Origin of the sequence: Cupriavidus sp. KK10 (assembly GCF_018223725.1) — a bacterium.
Lineage (GTDB): Bacteria > Pseudomonadota > Gammaproteobacteria > Burkholderiales > Burkholderiaceae > Cupriavidus > Cupriavidus necator.
This window is the reverse complement of sequence record NZ_CP073677.1, coordinates 2,606,009-2,622,889: the sequence shown is the minus strand read 5'-3', so window position 1 is coordinate 2,622,889 and position 16,881 is coordinate 2,606,009. Positions and strand designations below refer to the sequence as shown.

The window sequence follows — 16,881 nt, the reverse complement described above, 5'->3', positions numbered from 1 at the left end:
CCCCGGCCCTCTTGCCATGCGCGGCGCGCATGGCAAAACGACCAAATGATCGTTTGAAGCACGGCGCCGGGGCGGCTGCAATAGAGCCATCGCGCGCCTGCCGGCGCCATTGTCCGACAAGGGGCCGTCATGACTTCTCGCCTGCCGCACACTTGCGCCGCCATCGCCACGCCGCAGTCCGCCACGCCATGGTGGCGGGAGTTGTGGGTGCTCGTGCTGGCGGGCGGCCTGCTGATGGGGCTGGCGTTGGGCGTGCGCCATGTGCAGGGTTTGTTCTTGCTGCCCATCATCGCCGAGCGCGGCTGGACCCGCGAGACCTTCGGCTTCGCGATGGCGGTGCAGAACCTGGTCTGGGGGCTGGTGCAGCCCTTCACTGGCATGCTGGCCGACAGGTACGGCTCGTGGAAGGTGATGGCCGGCGGACTGGCGTTATACGCCGCCGGACTTTACGGGATGACACAGGCCGACACGTCACCGGCGTTCGTCTGGTCGGCAGGCGTCTGCATCGGCATTGCGCTGTCCGGCACGACCTTCGGCGTAGTGTATGGCGCGCTGAGCAGAATGGCTGACACCGCGCAGCGCAGCCGCGCACTGGGCCTGGCCGGCGCCGTCGGCGGCATCGCGCAGTTCGCGCTGGTGCCGGCCGCGCAGGGGCTGCTGGTCACATCGGGATGGGCGACCACGCTGCTGATGCTCGCCCTGGCACTGGCCGTGCTGCTGCCGCTTGCGCTGCCGTTCCAGGACCGGATTGCCGCCGCGCCGGCGCCAGCCGCGGACGAGACCAACGCGGCCCGCGGCCAGCCGTCGCTGCTCGGCGCGGTGCGCGAGGCATTCGGTCATTCCGGCTTCTGGCTCCTGAACCTCGGCTTTCTTGCCTGCGGCTTCCAGCTCGCCTTCATCGCCAGCCACCTGCCCGCCTATCTGCTGGATCGTGGCATGCGTCCGGCCGACGGCATGGCCGCGCTCGCCATCATCGCGCTCGCCAATGTGGCCGGCATCTACGTGTTCGGCCTGCTGGGCGGGCGCCACAGCAAGAAATACCTGCTCGCCGGGATCTACCTCGTGCGCACCGCGGCGATGGCGCTGTTCCTGCTGCTGCCGCTGAGCACGCCCACGTTGTACTTGTTCTGCGCGGCGATGGGCTTCCTGTGGCTCGGCACCGTGCCGCTGACCAACGGGATCCTCGCACAGGTGTTCGGCGTGCGCTATCTCGCCACGCTGTTCGGCTTCGTGTTCTTCGGCCACCAGCTGGGCTCGTTCCTCGGCGTATGGCTGGGCGGGCTCGCGTTCGAACTGACGCGCTCGTACGACCCGGTCTGGTTCAGCGCCATGGCGCTGGGCGTACTGGCCGCGGCCTTGCACTTCCCGATCGACGACCGGCAGATTGTCAGGACCGGCCTCGCGCCTGTGCGGTCATGAGTCTGCGCCGCGGACCGGCGCTCGGCATATGGCTGTCGGTACTCGGCCTGGCGGGCCTGTGCATGGTGGCACTGACATCTTGGCTCGACCCGACTTTTGCGCTGGCGTGGGTACAGCTGATGGCGATGTGCCGATAGCAGTCGCCATGCCCCGCGGGACTCGATCGTGCTAGTTCTCCTGAACCAACTGGAATGCCGTCCTGCAGGCCTTGGCCCATTCCCTAGCCAATTCCCTACGCTGCGCGGTCCGGGACGCCATCGCTTCGTCCAGGCCGACCGCAAGATCCTGCACGGTGACCGCGGCCGGCGCCCCGGCCGCGCCCCAGGCCGCGGCAAAGGCGATTTGCTTGCTGGTCCCAGGGTGTTGTGCGGCCCGGAGCAGGCCAAGCCATGGCAGGAAAAATGCGCCGGCGACAATGCCGCCGTGCAGGCTGCTGCCGACAAAACCCTGGCTGTGCGCAATCAGCGCACAGATATCCCACAGGTTGAGCGAGTCGAACAGGACCACAGGCGTGCCGCGCAGCCGTGCCGCCAGGCGCTGGTAGCAGGCCAGGTCGTCGTGCCAGGGCGCGGCGCCGGCGCGAAACAGCACCAGGCCCAGGGTCCTGGTCCGGGCGATACGTTCGAGCTGGGCCGCCAGCTGTGAAAGGGTATCGTCGTCGCCAAAATCCGCGCTGAACTGCACGGCCAGGTATCCGGCAGGGAACCCTGACACGATGCGGGCGCACTCGCCCTGGCGGGCGCGCCGGCGGATGCAGTCGCCGAACAGCTCGGCCACCAGCACGGCCGGATCAGGCTCCGGGCGGCAGTCAATGCCGTTCTCCGCGAGCATGGCCCGGGTCTGATGGTCTCGTATCCCGACGCTGGTGGCGGCCCCGAGCTTGGCCACCACCTCGGCCCGCATGGCAGGCTCAACCGATCCAAGTTCAATGCCGCCGGCGGCGTGGACAATGACACGCCGGACATTGGCAAAGATGCCGGCCGGCAACAGGTAGGGGACCCGGTCCCGTACGCCCAACTGCGCCTGGGCCCAGACCGTCCGCTCGTGCGGCCGGGCATCGAGCAGCGCCACCACCGCCCGGGCCTGCTCGGGAGGCTGCAGCATCACGGCCGCCTCCCAGAGCGAGCAGGTCAGGGTTTCGCCACCCACATGGATGACATCGACGGCGCTGTCGCCCACGGTGGCTGCCAGCCGCGCCAGGGTGTGGACCCGATGGCCGCCATGGATTCTCAGGTTGCGCTCGGCCAGGCCCCCGTAGAACGGGTTGGCCTGCCCGATCAGGCTTCGCACCACATGCGGCAGCAGCAGGTCACCGAAGTTGTGGCGATCGAAAGCGCCAAACAGGATCGTGGGGAAGCCGGTGGTTCCTGACCGGGAGGCTGGCATGGCGTTCGGCAAAAAAGTTGGCGCCCACGGAGTTCTCAGATCCGCATCGGGACGCCTCCTCCGTAGGATTAGATTCCCCAAAGCCGCCCATCGCAAGTGGCTTCGGCCACCAGGGCAGTGGGCCGGTTGCGCGCCCGAGACCGCAAAGCAATCTCATAGACTCGGCGCGGCACCCCCCTCAATGATGCATGAGCGGATAGACCACCAGGCCGATCAGCGCGGCGCCGGCCACGATCACGGGTTCGGGCAGCTTCTTGAATTTGAGCAGCAGCGCCACCGTGCAAAGCGCCAGCAGCACCGTCGGCACATCCACGATCGAACGCCTGGCCAGCACGATCACCGCGCCGGTGATGGCTCCCACCGCGGCAGCGGTCACGCCATCGACAAAGGCTAGGATGGCGGGCAGCTTGCCGTATTTCTTGAAGTAGGGGGCCGGCAGGACGGTGAACAGGTAGCACGGCAGGAAGGTGGCCAGCGCCGCAACCGACGCGCCCGGAAAGCCGGCCACCAGGTAGCCGATAAAGCCAACGGTGATCACCACGGGGCCGGGCGTGATCATGGCCACCGCCACGGCATCCACGAACTGCTTGTCATTGAGCCAATGGAAGTCGGTGACCACGCTGCCGTACAGGAACGGCACAATGGCCAGCCCCGAGCCGAACACAAATGCGCCCGCCTTGGCAAAGAACACGGCAATCTGCGCCAGCAGGGGCCAGTCAATGGCGCCGGCCACGCCGCCGGCCAGGGGCAGCTGTGTCGCCGCGGCCGCGTGCAGGCCGCCCTGGCGCAGCCATTTGGGCGGGGCGCGCCAGAACCACACCAGCAGCCCGGCCGCGAGGAACATCCACGCGATTTCGGATTCGGTGACCACCGTGACCGCGGCAAGTACCAGGTAGATCGCCCACAGCAGGCGGTCCTTGCCCACGCTCTTGGTGGTGAGCTTGTACGCGCTGATCGCAATGATGCCGATCACCGCGGCCCCGACGCCGTAGAACACGGACTGCATCCACGTCAGGCCGCCAAAGCGCACATAGGCCCAGCCCAGCGCCAGCACCATCAGGAATGACGGCAGCACGAACGCGATCCCGACCAGCGTCGCGCCCGCGATCCGGTAATGGACATAGCCCAGGTAGATGGCCAGTTGCGCGGCCAGCGGGCCAGGTGCCAGCTGTGCCAGGGCCAGCCCCTCCTTGTAGTCGGCGTCGGTGATCCACTGGCGCCGGTCTACCAGGTCGCGATGCATATAGCCGGCCAGCGCCACCGGACCGCCGAAGCCGAGCGTGCCCAGGCGCAGCATGTAGCCGACCAGCTGCCAGAGGGTGTAGTGCGGCCGTTCCGTGAGTGCGGCCGGAGGGGTTGGGGCCTGCGAGACGTTGCTCATGTCGTGGACCTCAGGGGCATGGTGCTATCGCTTTCCGGAAAAATGCACATAAAGGGAATCCAGGGTACGGCCGATTTCGGCCAGCAGTGCGTCGTCATCCGCCAGGTGCTCGCGCGCGCCGGCAAGTACGGCTTCGAAGCCGCTGGCTTCGGGCACCTGGGCCCCGCCGATATCCAGGGCGTGGACCATGCTGGCCAGGCGGGCCAGTCCGCGGTCGGCGTCCAGCCCGAAGCTGGCCAGCAGCACCTCAAATGAAACCTTGTCGCCCACATGCGTGAAGGCGGCGCCGTCGAAGTCGAAACCCAGCGCGTCATGCGGGCAGTCCGCGGGATGCTCCAGCCACAGGAAGCGCGCATGCGGGTCAATAAAACGCTGGATCAGCCACGCGCAGGCAACCCGGTCCACCCACAGGTGGCGCCGCGTTGCCCAGTCGCGCCCCTGGTATTGGGCAGGATCCCGGCGCGGGATGCCGCCGCTTGCAGGCTGGGGCTCGCCTGGCGAGCGCAGGGTTTCGACCGCACTGTTGAAGTCCCGCCATTGCAAGGCGGCGTTGGCCGAGGCGTCGTTGGGGAAAAAGTCGGTCCCGGCGATGGCATCAAAGGCACGGCCGTGCCGGCGCAGCAGGCGGGCGATCCCGGCTTCATCCTGGCCGGACAAGCTCTTGCGGTCCTCGGAGAGGGCGGCCAGCCAGCCGGCGTAGTCGGCCGTGCGGTCAAACAGTGTCCGGTAGGCGTGAGCCTCCGCCGGATCTTGCGCGCGCACGTTCAGCAGCCAGGCCTGGCCGCCTTCCTGGATGGTTTCATCGGCCAGGTCGCGCAGTTGAGCGCTTTGCGCGCTTGCCGTCGGCAACAGATAGGCGCCGTCGCGCAATGCAGCGCAGCCTAGTGCCTTGAGGGCTCGCCAGATGCGCATCCGGGCAGTAGCGCCCTTGGTTGGCAGGCTGATGACGAGGAGGGTCCACAGTTCCGGAGCTGGTTCCATGGGCCGATACTAAGTATTTGTAGAGTGTTGATCAACTATGTAGCGATCTCTACAAATTCATCTGTGAGTGCCTTTATCACAAGGCGCGCCGCGGCGGCCACACCGTCAACTAGCGCCGGTAGTGCTATTAAATGCCCTGGCCGGATACCTTGGGGATGGCGCGGCCCACGCGCTCAGCGCCGACCTGAGCGCCGCCTGGACGCCGGCGCGGATTGCCTGCCAGCTGGACGCGTGGTTGCTGCAGCGCATGACGGCTATCCGGCCGCCTGCGGAACTGGCGACGATCAGGGCGGCGCATGCGCTGCTGCGCCAGGGACGGCAGGTGCAGGAAGTCGCCAGCCTGACCGCCGTCAACCGGCGCCAGCTGAACCGCTGGTTCGAGCGGCACCTTGGCCTTGGCCCCAAGCAGTTGATGGACCTGGAGCGATTGCAGTTCAGCATCCAGGCCGTGCAACGCGGCGAGGGCGACGCGCTGTCGGGCTATAGCGATCAGCCGCATAAGATCCGGAGCTGGCGACGGCGCCTGGCCCAGACGCCGGGCGACTATGCGCGCAACGGGCCATCGCCGCTTGCCGAGTACTTCGGACGCCTGCCAGACGATGCCCCGGCCTTCTATCTCTGACGACGCAAGCACCTGGCGTCCCAAACGTTCAATACAGCGCTCCCAGCCTGCCGCATGCTGGCGGCTCGAAAGAAGCATGCTATGGACGCCGGGAAACTGCCGCTGGAACGATCGTTGGTCGAGTACACGGATGGCACGACTGTCTTCGAAGGGTATGTAGCGCGGCCCGCCGGGCTGGCGCAACGCACGCCGTGCGTGCTGCTGGCCCATGAATGGAGTGGACTCAACGCCGCGATGCGCCGCTGCGCCGACCAGCTCGCGGCACTGGGCTACATCGGCTTTGCCGCAGACGTGTACGGCAAGGGCGTCCGTGGTGACGAGCTGGGAGACAACGCGCATCTCATGGGCCCGATGATGGCCGATCGCCGCCTGTTTCGCCGGCGCCTGTTGGCCGGGTTCGATGCGGCCACCAGGTTTCCCGGAGTCGATGCGCACCGGATGGCCGCGCTCGGGTATTGCTTCGGCGCCCTGTGCGCCCCGGATCTGGCGCGCGCGGCCCCGCCAAACCTTCTGGCTACCGTCAGCTTTCACGGGGTGCTCCACGCGCCGCGGATCGGCCCGCAAGCACCCATCACCTCCAGCATCCATGCTACTGCATGGTTGGGAAGACCCGGTCGCGCCGCCGAACGACGTTCTCGGCATTGCAGGGGAACTCACCGGCGCCGGCGCGGACTGGCAGCTACATGCCTATGGCCATGCCCGGCACGCATTCACGTTCGAGGGGCGAATCTTCCGGAACGTGGCATTGCCTATGATGCGGCGGCGGACCGCCGGTCCTGGGCGGCAATGCAGGCCTTCCTGGCCGAACGGCTTGCCCCAGGTGTGTCACCCAAGGCAGCCTGACCGGCCAGCTCAGGCGCCTGCTGCGACAAGCCTTCAGGACGCGTTGGTCTTGCGGCCCACGTTCCGGATCAGTTGTGTGACACGTCCCAGGTACTGGTCGAAGACCTGATTCGCCTGCTCCTGGCTGTCGATCGGCTGTGCGACCGTACGTCCCTCGGCTTCCAGCTTGGCCCGGATCTCGGGCTTGGCCAGGGCTTCGCCAATCGCCTTGCGCAGTACCGCCACCCGGCTCGCGGGCGTGCCCTGCCTGACGAAGTAGCCGCCGCCGATCGAGTACTCGAAGTCGGGCACCATCCGGCTTTGCGAGATCAGCGGAATATGCTTGAGTGCCGGGGGCAGAGCCCTGGCGAAGCTGCTTAGCACCTTCAGCCGGCCCTGTTGCTGCATGCTGTCGAAACTGGACTGGTAAGGCAGGATGGCAAAGTCGACCTCACCGCCGGCAAGGCCCTGCAGCGCCGGTGCGCCGCCCTTGTACGGCACGTGCAGGAAGGGCACGCCGAGCCGGGCAGCGAGGGCATCGCCCATGAGGTGATAGATGGAGTCGATGCCGACCGTGGCGTAGGTCAGCGGTTTTCCCTTGCTTTGCTTCGCATAGTCCAGGAACTTGTCCAGGGCATCGACGGCAATGCCGTTCCTGACGAGCAGCACGATGTTGGCGTCGCTGATGGGTGCGGCCAGCTGGAAGTCCTGCGGCTTGTAGCGCGCCGCCGGGTTGAGCATGGGGGCCAGGAAGACCTCGTTGATCGACCCGTGGAAGAAGGTGTAGCCATCAGCCGGTGCGCCCAGCACCTTGTTGGCGCCGATCAGCCCAGTACCGCCACCGTAGTTCTCGACGATCACCTGCTGCCTGACGCTCTTGCCGATGGATTCCCCGAAGATGCGGGCAGAAGTGTCGCTGGCACCGCCGGCCGGGTAGGGGACCACCAGGGACAGCGACTTGGCGGGAAAGTTGTCTGCGGCAAAGGCCGGCAGGCCGGCCAGCACGGAGGTGCCGGCGGAAAGACCGGCGTATTGAAGGAAGCGGCGGCGGTTCAGTGAAGCCATGGCGGATGTCCCCGGGGAATTGTTGTTCAAACCAGATAGCTTTGCGTCAGGTGTGCCCAGAATGCGGCACCGACAGGCAGAGCCTTGTCATTGAAGTCGTACAGGGGGTTGTGGACCATGCAACCGCCATCTTCGCCCAGGCCGTTGCCAAGCCGGATGTAGGCACCGGGCCGGTGCTCCAGCATGTAGGCGAAGTCCTCGCTGCCCATCACCGGCGGGCGCTCGACCACGTTGTCCGCGCCCACCAGCCGGATCGCGGCCTGGCGCGCGCGCTCGGTCTGCGCGTCGTGGTTGACCAGCACCGGGTACTTGCGTTCGTAGACGACCTCGGATTGCAGCCGGAAGCTCTGGGCCTGGGCGGCGACAAATTCGCTGATGCGCGCCTCGACCAGCGTGCGCACCTGCGGGTCCAGCGTGCGCACGCCGATCTTGATCGTTGCGCTATCGGGCACGACGTTGTAGGTGGTGCCGGCCTGGATGGAGCCCACGGTAATGACCGCCGACTTGAGCGCATCGATCTCGCGGCTGACGATCGATTGCAGGCCCAGCACGATGCTGGCGGCGCACTGCATGGCGTCGATGCCATGATGGGGCATGGCGCCATGGGCGCCGCGGCCGCGCAGCGTGACCGTGGCGCGGTCGAACGAGGCCATGGCAGGGCCGGCGATGACCCCGATCTGGCCGACCGGCAGGCCCGGGGAATTGTGCAGCGCATAGATTTCGTCGCAGGGGAATTGCTCGAACAGCCCATCTTCCAACATGCGCAGCGCACCGCCTTCGTTCTCTTCGGCCGGCTGGAAGATCAGGTTCAGCGTGCCATTGAAATCGGCGGACTCGGCCAGGTACCTGGCGGCGCACAGCAGGATCGCCGTGTGCCCGTCATGGCCGCAGGCGTGCATCTTGCCGGCGATGGTGCTGGCGTAGTCCAGGCCGGTCTTCTCCTGGATCGGCAGCGCGTCCATGTCGGCGCGGATGCCCAGCGCCTTGCTGCCTTGCCCCTTCCTGAGCCTGCCCACGACACCGGTGGTGCCCATGCCACGATGCACTTCGTAGCCCCATGCCGCCAGCCGCCCGGCGACCAGGTCGCTGGTCCGGCGCTCTTCAAAGGCCAGTTCGGGGTGCGCATGGATCTTTCGGCGGATCTCAACGAACTCCGGCGACAGGGTCTGGATGGATTGGTGCAGATCGGCAAGCGGGGCCTGGTTCATGGCGGTATCGGAGCGTGGTCGTCCACCGTATTCTCCACGCATGCGCTTGCCGAAACCATGACAATGGTAAGAGCGAAACGTTGCATAATTTGCAACATTAGAAGAATCCGCGCGCTGCCGTCCTGGGCCGGCGCCGCGAGCCAGAGGAGGAAGACATGGAAGATGTGCTGGACCGCAAGCGCGCGCTGTGCCTGTTGCAGATCATCGAGACCGGCACTGTGCGCGGCGCGGCCGAGGTGCTTGAGTTGGATCCGTCGGTGGTGAGCCGCGCCGTGGCGAAACTGGAGCAGGATACCGGGCTGACTTTGCTTGAGCGGCGCGGGCGGGGTGTTGTCGCCACCGATGCCGGGCGCCTGCTGGCGCTGTTTGCCCGGCGCCAGCAGGACCTGAACGATACTTTCCTTGCCGAGGTCAACAACCTGAAGAATGCCCGGCGTGGCCACGTGGAGCTGGTCTTTGGCGAAGGCTTCGTCGACCTGGTGCTAGATCCCGTGCTGCAGGGCTTCCTGCGCAAGCATCCCGACGTGAGCTGCAGCATCCAGGTGGCCGGCACCGATGAAACGGTGCGGCATATCCTGGAGGACCTGGCGCATATCGGCTTTGTCTTTCAGCCGCCCGACGATGTGCGCCTGCGCTCGCACTATTCAAGGCTGTCGCCGATCCGCGTGCATGTGCACAAGGACCATCCGTTGGCGCGCAGGCGCCGCGCGCTGACGCTCGCGGACCTGGCGCCGCACCAGGGAGCGGCGCTGACGGAATCGTTCGGTGTGCGCAAGCATATCCAGGCGGCGGAGCTGGACGAGCACGTCACCCTGAAGCCGATGCTTGTGACCAACTCGTTCAAGGTGCTGTGGGAATATGCAGCGATGGGGCTGGGCTACATCATGACGGCACGCTCGGTGGCGCTGAAGGAGCCGCAGTTCAGGCAGCTGGTGTCATTGCCGCTGGCCAATCCCATCCTGAACAATAGCCGCATCCACATCATCACCCGGACCGGCCGGCACCTGTCGCCGGTGGCTGACAGCTTGCTGCAGCACCTGGTGAAGGCGTTCCCGCTGGTCTGAAGCAACTGTGCTCCCCGGGGGAGCGCCTGTTTGTATGTACCCGTGGGCACCCGGGAAATCTAATCTGGTGACACCGCAACGATCCGGCCCCCTTCGATAAGCAGCGCAGGCCGCCGGACAGCGCCCCCGTCGTTACAGGACACCACGCCAATGAGCTCCCCGACCCCTGAAAAAGGCCACATCGCCCCCTACACCCACCCCGCTGCCGGCTGGGGTGCGCTGAAGTACGTTGCCATCAACCTGATCAAGGAGAAGGTTGCCGGAGGCAAGTACAAGATGCTGTTCAAGCAGAACCAGGCCGATGGCTTCGACTGCCCCGGCTGTGCCTGGCCGGACCGGCAGCACGCCTCCACCTTTGAATTCTGCGAGAACGGCGTCAAGGCCGTGGCCGCCGAATCCACCAGCATGCGCGTGACCCCTGAGTTCTTTGCGCAGCACACGGTGACGTCGCTGATGGCGCAGACCGATTATGAGCTGGAGCAGCACGGGCGGCTGACGCACCCCATGGTCTATGACGCGCAGACCGACAAGTACCGTGCGATCGCCTGGGACGAGGCCTTTGCGCTGATCGGGCGCCGCCTGCGCGCGCTGCCGGACCCGAACCAGGCCGCATTCTATACATCGGGGCGCGCCAGCAACGAGGCCGCCTTCCTCTACCAGCTGTTCGTGCGAGCCTATGGCACCAACAACTTCCCCGACTGCTCGAACATGTGCCACGAGGCCACCAGCCGGGGCCTGCCGCCGACCATCGGCGTGGGCAAGGCCACCGTGGTGCTGGATGATTTCGAGCATGCCGACACCATCCTGCTGTTCGGCCACAACGCGGCCACCAACCATCCGCGCATGCTGGGCGAGCTGCGCGAGTGCGCGCGGCGCGGCGCCACCATTGTGTCGATCAACCCGCTGCGCGAACGCGGGGTGGAGCGCTTTACCAGCCCGCAGCACCCGGTGGAGATGCTCACCGGCTCCAGCACCAAGATCGCCTCGATGTTCGTGCAGCCCAAGTTGGGCGGCGACTTTGCGTTGATCAAGGGCATGGCCAAGCGCCTGGACGAACTCGACGAAGAGGCCATCCGGCACGGCCGCGAGCGCCTGATCGACGTGGATTTCGTGCGCGAGCACACCATCGGCTTCCGCGACTTCATCGAAGACCTGCGCGCGGAAAGCTGGGCCGACATCGTCGCCGAGTCGGGCGTGTCGCAGGAAGATATCGATGCGCTGACCCAGGTCTACGCCAGGGGTAAGCGCGTGATCGCCTGCTGGGGCATGGGCCTGACGCAGCATAAGCACTCCGTGCCGACGGTGCAGATCCTGTCCAACCTGATGATGATGCGCGGGAACATCGGGCGCCCCGGTGCGGGGCTGCTGCCGGTGCGCGGGCATTCGAACGTGCAGGGAGACCGCACGGTGGGTATCGAAGAGAAGCCTGAGCAGGAATTCCTGGACCGCCTGCAGGCCGCCTTCGGCTTCGAGCCGCCGCGCAAGCACGGGTATGACGTGGTCCACACCATCTCGGCGATGCTCGAGGGCAAGGTCAAGGTCTTTGTCGGCCTGGGCGGCAATTTCTCCACCGCCACGCCGGATACGCCGCGCACCTTCGAGGCCCTGCGCCAGTGCGACCTGACCGTAAATATCGCCACCAAGCTCAACCGCAGCCACCTGGTGCACGGCAAGGAGTCGCTGATCCTGCCGACGCTGGGCCGCACCGAGATCGACCAGCAGGACGGCGTGGCGCAGGGCGTGACGGTCGAGGACTCGGTCTGCATGGTCCATATCTCCTTCGGCATGAACGCGCCGGCGTCGCCGCACCTGTTGTCGGAGATTGCCATCGTCGCGCACATGGCGGCCGCCACGCTGGGCTCGCAGAAGATCGACTGGCTCTGGTATGCGCAGGACTATGCCCGCATCCGCGACGCCATCGAGCAGGTGATCGACGGATTCGAGAGCTACAACGAGCGCGTGGCGGTGCCGGGCGGGTTCCACCTGACGCCGGCGGCATGCAACCGGGTCTGGCATACGCCGTCGGGCAAGGCGCAGTTCCTGGTCAACCGCATCGAAAAGGACACCCCCATCAGCCGGGCCCGCCAGAAGTATGGCGACAAGCTGATGGTGATGATGACCACGCGCTCGCACGACCAGTACAACACCACGATCTATGGCCTGGACGACCGCTACCGCGGCGTGTTCGGCCTGCGCCGGGTGGTCTTCATCAGCCCCGCTGACCTGGCGCGGCTTGGCCTGAAGGCGGGCCAGCACGTGGACATCACCAGTGTCTGGGACGACGGCGTGCAGCGCCAGGTCGAGGACTTCGTGCTGGTCGAATACGACATCCCGCAAGGCTGCCTGGGGGCGTACTACCCCGAGACCAATCCGCTGGTGCCGCTGGAAAGCACTGGCGATGGCTGCGGCACGCCCACGTCGAAGTCGGTGCCGGTGTTGCTGACCCCGTCCCGTCGGCAGCCCGCGGCGGCGGCCTGACCGCGCCAGCACAGCCATGAACATGGACAAAAGCCCCGGCGCCCGGCCGGGCCAGAGCCGCGTGCGCGCCCGGGTGGAATCCTTCCCGGGCATGGTGGAACTGGCTGGCCTGGTCGTGATCGGCCTGGCCACGACCTTTGCCATGGCACAGGAAGGCTGGAAGGTCGCGGCCATGGGGGTCTTCTCGATCACCGACCTGCTGCTGATGTTCCTGTACCTGGAGGTGCTGGCGATGGTGGTGCGCTACCTGAGGCTGGGCCAGCTGCCCGTGCGCTTCCCCTTGTACATCGCGATGGTGTCGCTGGCGCGCGACCTGATCCTGCGCTTCAACGAGTCCACCGAGTTCCACATGCTGGCCTTGTGCGCGGGCGTGGTCATGCTGGCCTTCGGCGTGCTGATCCTGCGCTACGGGCAATACCGCTTCCCCAGCAACGACGACAGGGAAGCCGGCGCCGGCGAGTGAAGCCCGAAGCGCGCCGGCATCTGTAGATGCCGGCGATCGGCGCAACTGTACGCCTCGTACGGGGCGGTCCGCGCCTACCATCATTCCCAACAGACCCGATCACTCCCGACCAGCGCCGGCCTTGTGCCGGCGCGGCATCCATCTTGGCGAGACCCCCATGCAATGCACCGAACTGGTTGAACACTCAGGCTATGAAGCGCGCAGCATCGTGCGGCACAAGAACTGCGTGGTGCAGCCGGCCACGGACAACGTGGCGGAAGAGCTCCCGGTGGCGCTGGTGTACAACGGCATCTCGCACGCCGTGATGATGGCCACGCCGCTGGACCTGGAGGCATTCGCGGTCGGCTTCTCGCTGACCGAGGGCATCGTCGGGCGCAATGCGGAGATCCACGACCTGGAAGTGCGCGTGCACGCGCACGGCGCCGAGGTACAGATGGAGATCAGCGAACACGCCTTTGCCACCATGCGGGCCCGCCGGCGCGCGCTGGCGGGGCGCACCGGCTGCGGCGTCTGCGGCATCGAGAGCATCGAGCTGCTCGACCTGGAGCCCGCGCGCATGCCCGAGCCGGCCACCCGGCTGACGCCGTCGCGCGAGATGATCGAGCGCGCCGTCGCGGCGCTGCCGTCGCACCAGCGGCTGATGCAGGCTACCGGGGGCGTCCACGCCGCGGCCTGGTGCGGTGCGGGCGGCGAGATCCTGCATGTGTTCGAGGATGTGGGCCGCCACAACGGCCTGGACAAGCTGATCGGCCACCTGGCGATGCAGCGCATGGCGATGGACGACGGCTTCGTGCTGCTGTCCAGCCGCGCCAGCTATGAACTGGTGCGCAAGGTGGCGCGCATGAATATCCAGATGCTGGCGACGATCTCGGCGCCGACCTCGCTGGCGATCCGCATCGCCGAGCAGGCCGGCCTGCGCCTGCTCAGCTTCTGCCGCCAGGATGGTTATGTCGACTATACCGGCGCCGCATTGGACGCCAGCCGCGGAGACGCAGCATGCTGAACTTTGACGAGGCGCAGGCGGTCTTCGCGATGTGCGCGGAGCCCGTGCGGCAGACCGAAACCGTGTGGCTGGGCTTGCTGACTGGCCGCGTGCTGGCCGGCGACGTGGCCGCGGTCATGGATACGCCCGCGGCGGACCGCAGCGCCATGGACGGCTATGCGGTGCGCTGCGAAGACTGTCGCGAGGGCGCCTGCCTGCCGCTGCAGCAGGTCGTCTTCGCCGGCACGCAGCCGCAGCCGCTGTTGCCCGGCCAGGCCATCCGCATCTACACCGGCGGCGTGATCCCGCCCGGCGCCAATGCCGTGGTCGCGCTGGAAGATGCCGAAGAGACCTATCGCGGTGTGGTCTGCGCGCGCGCACCCGTGGCGGGCCAGCATATCCGGCGCAAGGGCGAGGACGCCCGCCGGGGCGACCTGTTGCTGTCGGCAGGAACCCTGCTGCATGCGGGGCATATTGCCGCGCTGGCGTCGCAGGGACTGACAGAGGCCACGGTCTGCCGGCTGGTGGAGGTGGCTATCCTGACCTCGGGCGACGAGGTGGCGGCGCACGACGAGCCGCGCGACGTGTATCAGGTGCATGACGTCAATGGCCCGATGCTCGAGTCGCTGGTGCAGTCGATGGGCGCCGTGGTCAGTTGCCACCGCCACGTGCAGGACGACGAGCGCGCCTTGCACGACATGCTGCGGGAACTTGCCGCCGACGCCGACCTGGTGCTGGTCACCGGCGGTGCCTCGGTCGGCCAGCGCGACCTGGTCGCGGCGGCGCTGGCTTCGGCGGGCGGCGAGCTGCTTTGCCGTGGCGTCAACATGAAGCCCGGCAAGCCGGTCACGGTGGGGCGCCTGCGCGGCAAGCCCGTGGTGTGCCTGCCGGGAAATCCGGCGGCAGCTTATGCCACCTTCGCGCTGCTGGTGACGCCGCTGCTGCGCCGCCTGCAGGGGCGCGCCGAGCTGTTCCCACCGGTAGGCCGGGTCAGGGCGGCGCTGGCCAGCACGCGCCCGCACCGGGGCGATGCCTTCTGGCGCGTGGGCGAAATCGGCAACCTCGGCGGCCGCGAGAGTTTCGTGCAGGTCAATGCACAGCAGGGCGCCGCCTCGGTGTCGGCGCTCGGCCAGGCCAGCGGCTTTGTGCGGGTCGAACCCCAATGTGCCGGACAGCTCCAAAATGTGCCCCTGCCGTACTATGATCTCCATCGTTGGCTCAGCTGACGGCGGCCCGGCAAGGTGGCCGGTCCGGGCACCGACGGGGCGCAAGGGAAAGGGGAGCGCAGCGTGAAACTATATGAAAAACTGGCTGCGGACATCGAGGCATTGGTGCAACAGGGCGTGCTGCTGCCCGGCGAGCGGATTCCCTCGGTGCGGCAGACCAGCCAGCACCACCGCATGAGCATCACCACGGTGATCCGGGCCTACGTCTTGCTGGAGAGCCGCGGCATCATCGAAAGCCGGCCGCAGTCCGGCTACTTTGTGCGCGCGCGGCCGGGCGAGCCGGTGTTCGAGCTGCGCCCGTCCAGGCCCAGTGCCAAGCCCTCGGCGGTGGACGTCAGCGCGCTGGTGCTTTCCACGCTGCGCTCGATCCGTTCCGATGATGCCGTGCCGCTCGGTTCGCCCTATCCGGACCCTTCGCTGTTTCCGTGGCAGCGCATCAACCAGTACGCCAACAACATCGCGCGCCGCTATGCCAAGTGGACCATGCTCGACGACCTGCCGCCCGGCAGCCCCGAGCTGATCCGGCAGATCTCGCGCCGCTACCTGGAGAACGGCTACGCCATCGATCCGAACGAGGTGATCGTCACCATCGGCGCGACCGAGGCCATCAACCTCTGCCTGCAGGCGGTGGCCAGGCCGGGCGATACCATCGCGGTGGAGTCGCCGACCTTCTACGCCATGCTCCATGCCATCGAACGGCTGGGCATGCGCGCCATCGAGGTGGCGACCGATCCGGCGGAGGGCATCGACATCGGCGAGCTGGCGCGGCTGATCGATGAAAAGGGCGTGGCTGCCTGCATGGTGATGCCCAATTTCCAGAACCCGCTCGGCTTCCAGATGCCCGATGAGAAGAAGCGCGCGCTGGTGGCCATGCTGACCGAGAAGGACATCCCCGTCATCGAGAACGACGTCTACGGCGAGCTCTATTACGGCGAGGCCCATCCCAGTTCATTGAAGGCGTTTGACAAGGCCGGCATCGTGCTGCATTGCTCGTCGTTCTCCAAGACGCTGACCAATGCCTACCGGATCGGCTGGGCGCTGCCGGGCCGCTACCGCGAGGCCGTGGAACGACTCAAGTTCCTCAACACGCTGACCACGCCGGCGATTCCGCAACTGGCGATTGCCGAGTTCCTGAAGAACGACGGCTACGACTTCCACCTGCGGCGGGTGCGCAAGGCCTATGCGCAGCAGGCCAGCATCATGGCCGCCGCGGTGCGCAGGTTCTTCCCGGACGGCACCACCACGTCGCGCCCCGCGGGGGGCTATGTGCTGTGGGTGCAGTTGCCGGAGGGCATCGATGCGATGGAGATGTACCACGCCGCGCTGGAGCACCGCATCACCGTTGCGCCGGGGCATATGTTTGCGCCCGGGGCCACTTACGGCAACTGCATCCGGCTGAACTACAGCTCGGAATGGACGCCCGGCATCGAGTCCGCCGTGCAGACGCTGGGCAAAATCGCACAGCACCTGCTGGCACGCAGCCGGGAACGCGTAGAGGAAGAGCATGCAAGACGCTGACATCGATCCCGCCATGGTCGCGGCGCTCCAGGTCCTGTGGCAGGCTGGGCGCGAGGGTGGCGGCAGCCCCTGGTCGCTCGCCAAGATCGCGAAGCGGGCACAACTGCCGATGAGCGTGCTGCGGCGCGTGTTGACGCAGCTGCAGGCCGCCGGACTGGCGGACGTGGCGATCGACGAGGAAGGCCGCGGTCACGCGAGCCTGACACCAGCCGGCGCGGAGCTTGCCGCGCAGGCCTTCCCGAATCCTGACTGAGTGACCGGGAGCC

The 16,881-nt window shown here is 67.0% G+C and carries 16 protein-coding genes; 11 read left to right on the top strand and 5 right to left on the bottom strand.

All coding sequences use genetic code 11. The features are described from left to right. Nucleotides 1-129 precede the first annotated feature (129 nt). Nucleotides 130-1,419 carry an MFS transporter gene (locus tag KB879_RS12515; RefSeq protein ID WP_211981565.1) on the top strand — a complete coding sequence of 430 codons (1,290 nt, stop codon included), beginning with the start codon at nt 130-132 and terminating at the stop codon, nt 1,417-1,419. Then, nucleotides 1,416-1,556, top strand: coding sequence for a hypothetical protein (locus KB879_RS12510; protein WP_013953128.1), 141 nt, complete (start codon nt 1,416-1,418; stop codon nt 1,554-1,556). Before KB879_RS12515 ends, KB879_RS12510 begins: the two co-directional genes overlap by 4 nt. 31 nt (nt 1,557-1,587) lie before the next feature. Here KB879_RS12510 and KB879_RS12505 read toward each other — a convergent pair whose 3' ends face one another. The 3 genes from KB879_RS12505 to KB879_RS12495 form a co-directional block, all read right to left on the bottom strand. Next, the gene (locus tag KB879_RS12505; protein WP_211981564.1) at nt 1,588-2,805 is read right to left on the bottom strand and encodes a polysaccharide pyruvyl transferase family protein; all 1,218 of its coding nucleotides are present in this window, start codon (nt 2,803-2,805) and stop codon (nt 1,588-1,590) included. A 178-nt stretch (nt 2,806-2,983) separates the two neighbouring features. After that, complete coding sequence (locus tag KB879_RS12500) at nt 2,984-4,186, bottom strand: chromate transporter (protein WP_153953528.1); 1,203 nt, start codon at nt 4,184-4,186, stop codon at nt 2,984-2,986. Between the two features lie 24 nt (nt 4,187-4,210). Beyond that, nucleotides 4,211-5,167 carry a chromate resistance protein ChrB domain-containing protein gene (locus tag KB879_RS12495; protein ID WP_013953125.1) on the bottom strand — a complete coding sequence of 319 codons (957 nt, stop codon included), beginning with the start codon at nt 5,165-5,167 and terminating at the stop codon, nt 4,211-4,213. Between the two features lie 121 nt (nt 5,168-5,288). Here KB879_RS12495 and KB879_RS12490 point away from each other — a divergent pair, with 121 nt between their 5' ends. Next, nucleotides 5,289-5,789 (top strand): hypothetical protein, encoded by a 501-nt coding sequence (locus KB879_RS12490; protein ID WP_228772340.1) that lies wholly within the window; start codon nt 5,289-5,291, stop codon nt 5,787-5,789. A gap of 81 nt (nt 5,790-5,870) precedes the next feature. Continuing rightward, nucleotides 5,871-6,632, top strand: a complete 762-nt coding sequence (locus tag KB879_RS12485; protein ID WP_249221292.1) for a dienelactone hydrolase family protein — start codon at nt 5,871-5,873, stop codon at nt 6,630-6,632. A 33-nt stretch (nt 6,633-6,665) separates the two neighbouring features. Here KB879_RS12485 and KB879_RS12480 read toward each other — a convergent pair whose 3' ends face one another. Both KB879_RS12480 and KB879_RS12475 read right to left on the bottom strand, forming a co-directional pair. Then, complete coding sequence (locus KB879_RS12480) at nt 6,666-7,676, bottom strand: tripartite tricarboxylate transporter substrate binding protein (RefSeq protein WP_153953530.1); 1,011 nt, start codon at nt 7,674-7,676, stop codon at nt 6,666-6,668. A 26-nt stretch (nt 7,677-7,702) separates the two neighbouring features. Beyond that, on the bottom strand, nt 7,703-8,884 hold the full coding sequence (locus tag KB879_RS12475; RefSeq protein ID WP_013953121.1) for a M20 aminoacylase family protein: 1,182 nt from the start codon (nt 8,882-8,884) through the stop codon (nt 7,703-7,705). A 155-nt stretch (nt 8,885-9,039) separates the two neighbouring features. On the opposite strand from KB879_RS12475, the gene KB879_RS12470 reads away from it, so the two are divergent. The 7 genes from KB879_RS12470 to KB879_RS12440 all read left to right on the top strand — a co-directional run bounded on the left by KB879_RS12470 (nt 9,040) and on the right by KB879_RS12440 (nt 16,868). Beyond that, nucleotides 9,040-9,948: a LysR family transcriptional regulator gene (locus KB879_RS12470; RefSeq protein WP_211981563.1), complete on the top strand. Its 909-nt coding sequence runs from the start codon at nt 9,040-9,042 to the stop codon at nt 9,946-9,948. A 150-nt stretch (nt 9,949-10,098) separates the two neighbouring features. Next, a complete protein-coding gene (locus tag KB879_RS12465) occupies nt 10,099-12,426 on the top strand; it encodes an FdhF/YdeP family oxidoreductase (RefSeq protein ID WP_153953531.1) in 2,328 nt (775 codons plus the stop codon). A gap of 16 nt (nt 12,427-12,442) precedes the next feature. Continuing rightward, entirely contained in the window at nt 12,443-12,889 is a 447-nt protein-coding gene (locus KB879_RS12460) for a phosphate-starvation-inducible protein PsiE (RefSeq protein ID WP_211981561.1), read from the top strand. A 157-nt stretch (nt 12,890-13,046) separates the two neighbouring features. Then, nucleotides 13,047-13,892, top strand: coding sequence for a formate dehydrogenase accessory sulfurtransferase FdhD (fdhD, locus tag KB879_RS12455; protein ID WP_153953533.1), 846 nt, complete (start codon nt 13,047-13,049; stop codon nt 13,890-13,892). Then, nucleotides 13,886-15,097: a molybdopterin molybdotransferase MoeA gene (locus KB879_RS12450; RefSeq protein WP_211981559.1), complete on the top strand. Its 1,212-nt coding sequence runs from the start codon at nt 13,886-13,888 to the stop codon at nt 15,095-15,097. Before fdhD ends, KB879_RS12450 begins: the two co-directional genes overlap by 7 nt. 63 nt (nt 15,098-15,160) lie before the next feature. Further along, a complete protein-coding gene (locus KB879_RS12445; protein ID WP_211981556.1) occupies nt 15,161-16,615 on the top strand; it encodes a PLP-dependent aminotransferase family protein in 1,455 nt (484 codons plus the stop codon). Next, a complete protein-coding gene (locus tag KB879_RS12440) occupies nt 16,602-16,868 on the top strand; it encodes an Rrf2 family transcriptional regulator (RefSeq protein ID WP_010814452.1) in 267 nt (88 codons plus the stop codon). The genes KB879_RS12445 and KB879_RS12440 overlap by 14 nt, the downstream gene beginning before the upstream one ends. Nucleotides 16,869-16,881 lie beyond the last annotated feature (13 nt).

Bases quoted from the DNA above. Each gene is read 5' to 3' on its own strand.
- KB879_RS12515 (WP_211981565.1), top strand. From the start codon at position 130: ATGACTTCTCGCCTGCCGCACACTTGCGCCGCCATCGCCACGCCGCAG.
- KB879_RS12510 (WP_013953128.1), top strand. From the start codon at position 1,416: ATGAGTCTGCGCCGCGGACCGGCGCTCGGCATATGGCTGTCGGTACTC.
- KB879_RS12505 (WP_211981564.1), bottom strand. From the start codon at position 2,805: ATGCCAGCCTCCCGGTCAGGAACCACCGGCTTCCCCACGATCCTGTTT.
- KB879_RS12500 (WP_153953528.1), bottom strand. From the start codon at position 4,186: ATGAGCAACGTCTCGCAGGCCCCAACCCCTCCGGCCGCACTCACGGAA.
- KB879_RS12495 (WP_013953125.1), bottom strand. From the start codon at position 5,167: ATGGAACCAGCTCCGGAACTGTGGACCCTCCTCGTCATCAGCCTGCCA.
- KB879_RS12485 (WP_249221292.1), top strand. From the start codon at position 5,871: ATGGACGCCGGGAAACTGCCGCTGGAACGATCGTTGGTCGAGTACACG.
- KB879_RS12480 (WP_153953530.1), bottom strand. From the start codon at position 7,676: ATGGCTTCACTGAACCGCCGCCGCTTCCTTCAATACGCCGGTCTTTCC.
- KB879_RS12475 (WP_013953121.1), bottom strand. From the start codon at position 8,884: ATGAACCAGGCCCCGCTTGCCGATCTGCACCAATCCATCCAGACCCTG.
- KB879_RS12470 (WP_211981563.1), top strand. From the start codon at position 9,040: ATGGAAGATGTGCTGGACCGCAAGCGCGCGCTGTGCCTGTTGCAGATC.
- KB879_RS12465 (WP_153953531.1), top strand. From the start codon at position 10,099: ATGAGCTCCCCGACCCCTGAAAAAGGCCACATCGCCCCCTACACCCAC.
- KB879_RS12460 (WP_211981561.1), top strand. From the start codon at position 12,443: ATGAACATGGACAAAAGCCCCGGCGCCCGGCCGGGCCAGAGCCGCGTG.
- fdhD (WP_153953533.1), top strand. From the start codon at position 13,047: ATGCAATGCACCGAACTGGTTGAACACTCAGGCTATGAAGCGCGCAGC.
- KB879_RS12450 (WP_211981559.1), top strand. From the start codon at position 13,886: ATGCTGAACTTTGACGAGGCGCAGGCGGTCTTCGCGATGTGCGCGGAG.
- KB879_RS12440 (WP_010814452.1), top strand. From the start codon at position 16,602: ATGCAAGACGCTGACATCGATCCCGCCATGGTCGCGGCGCTCCAGGTC.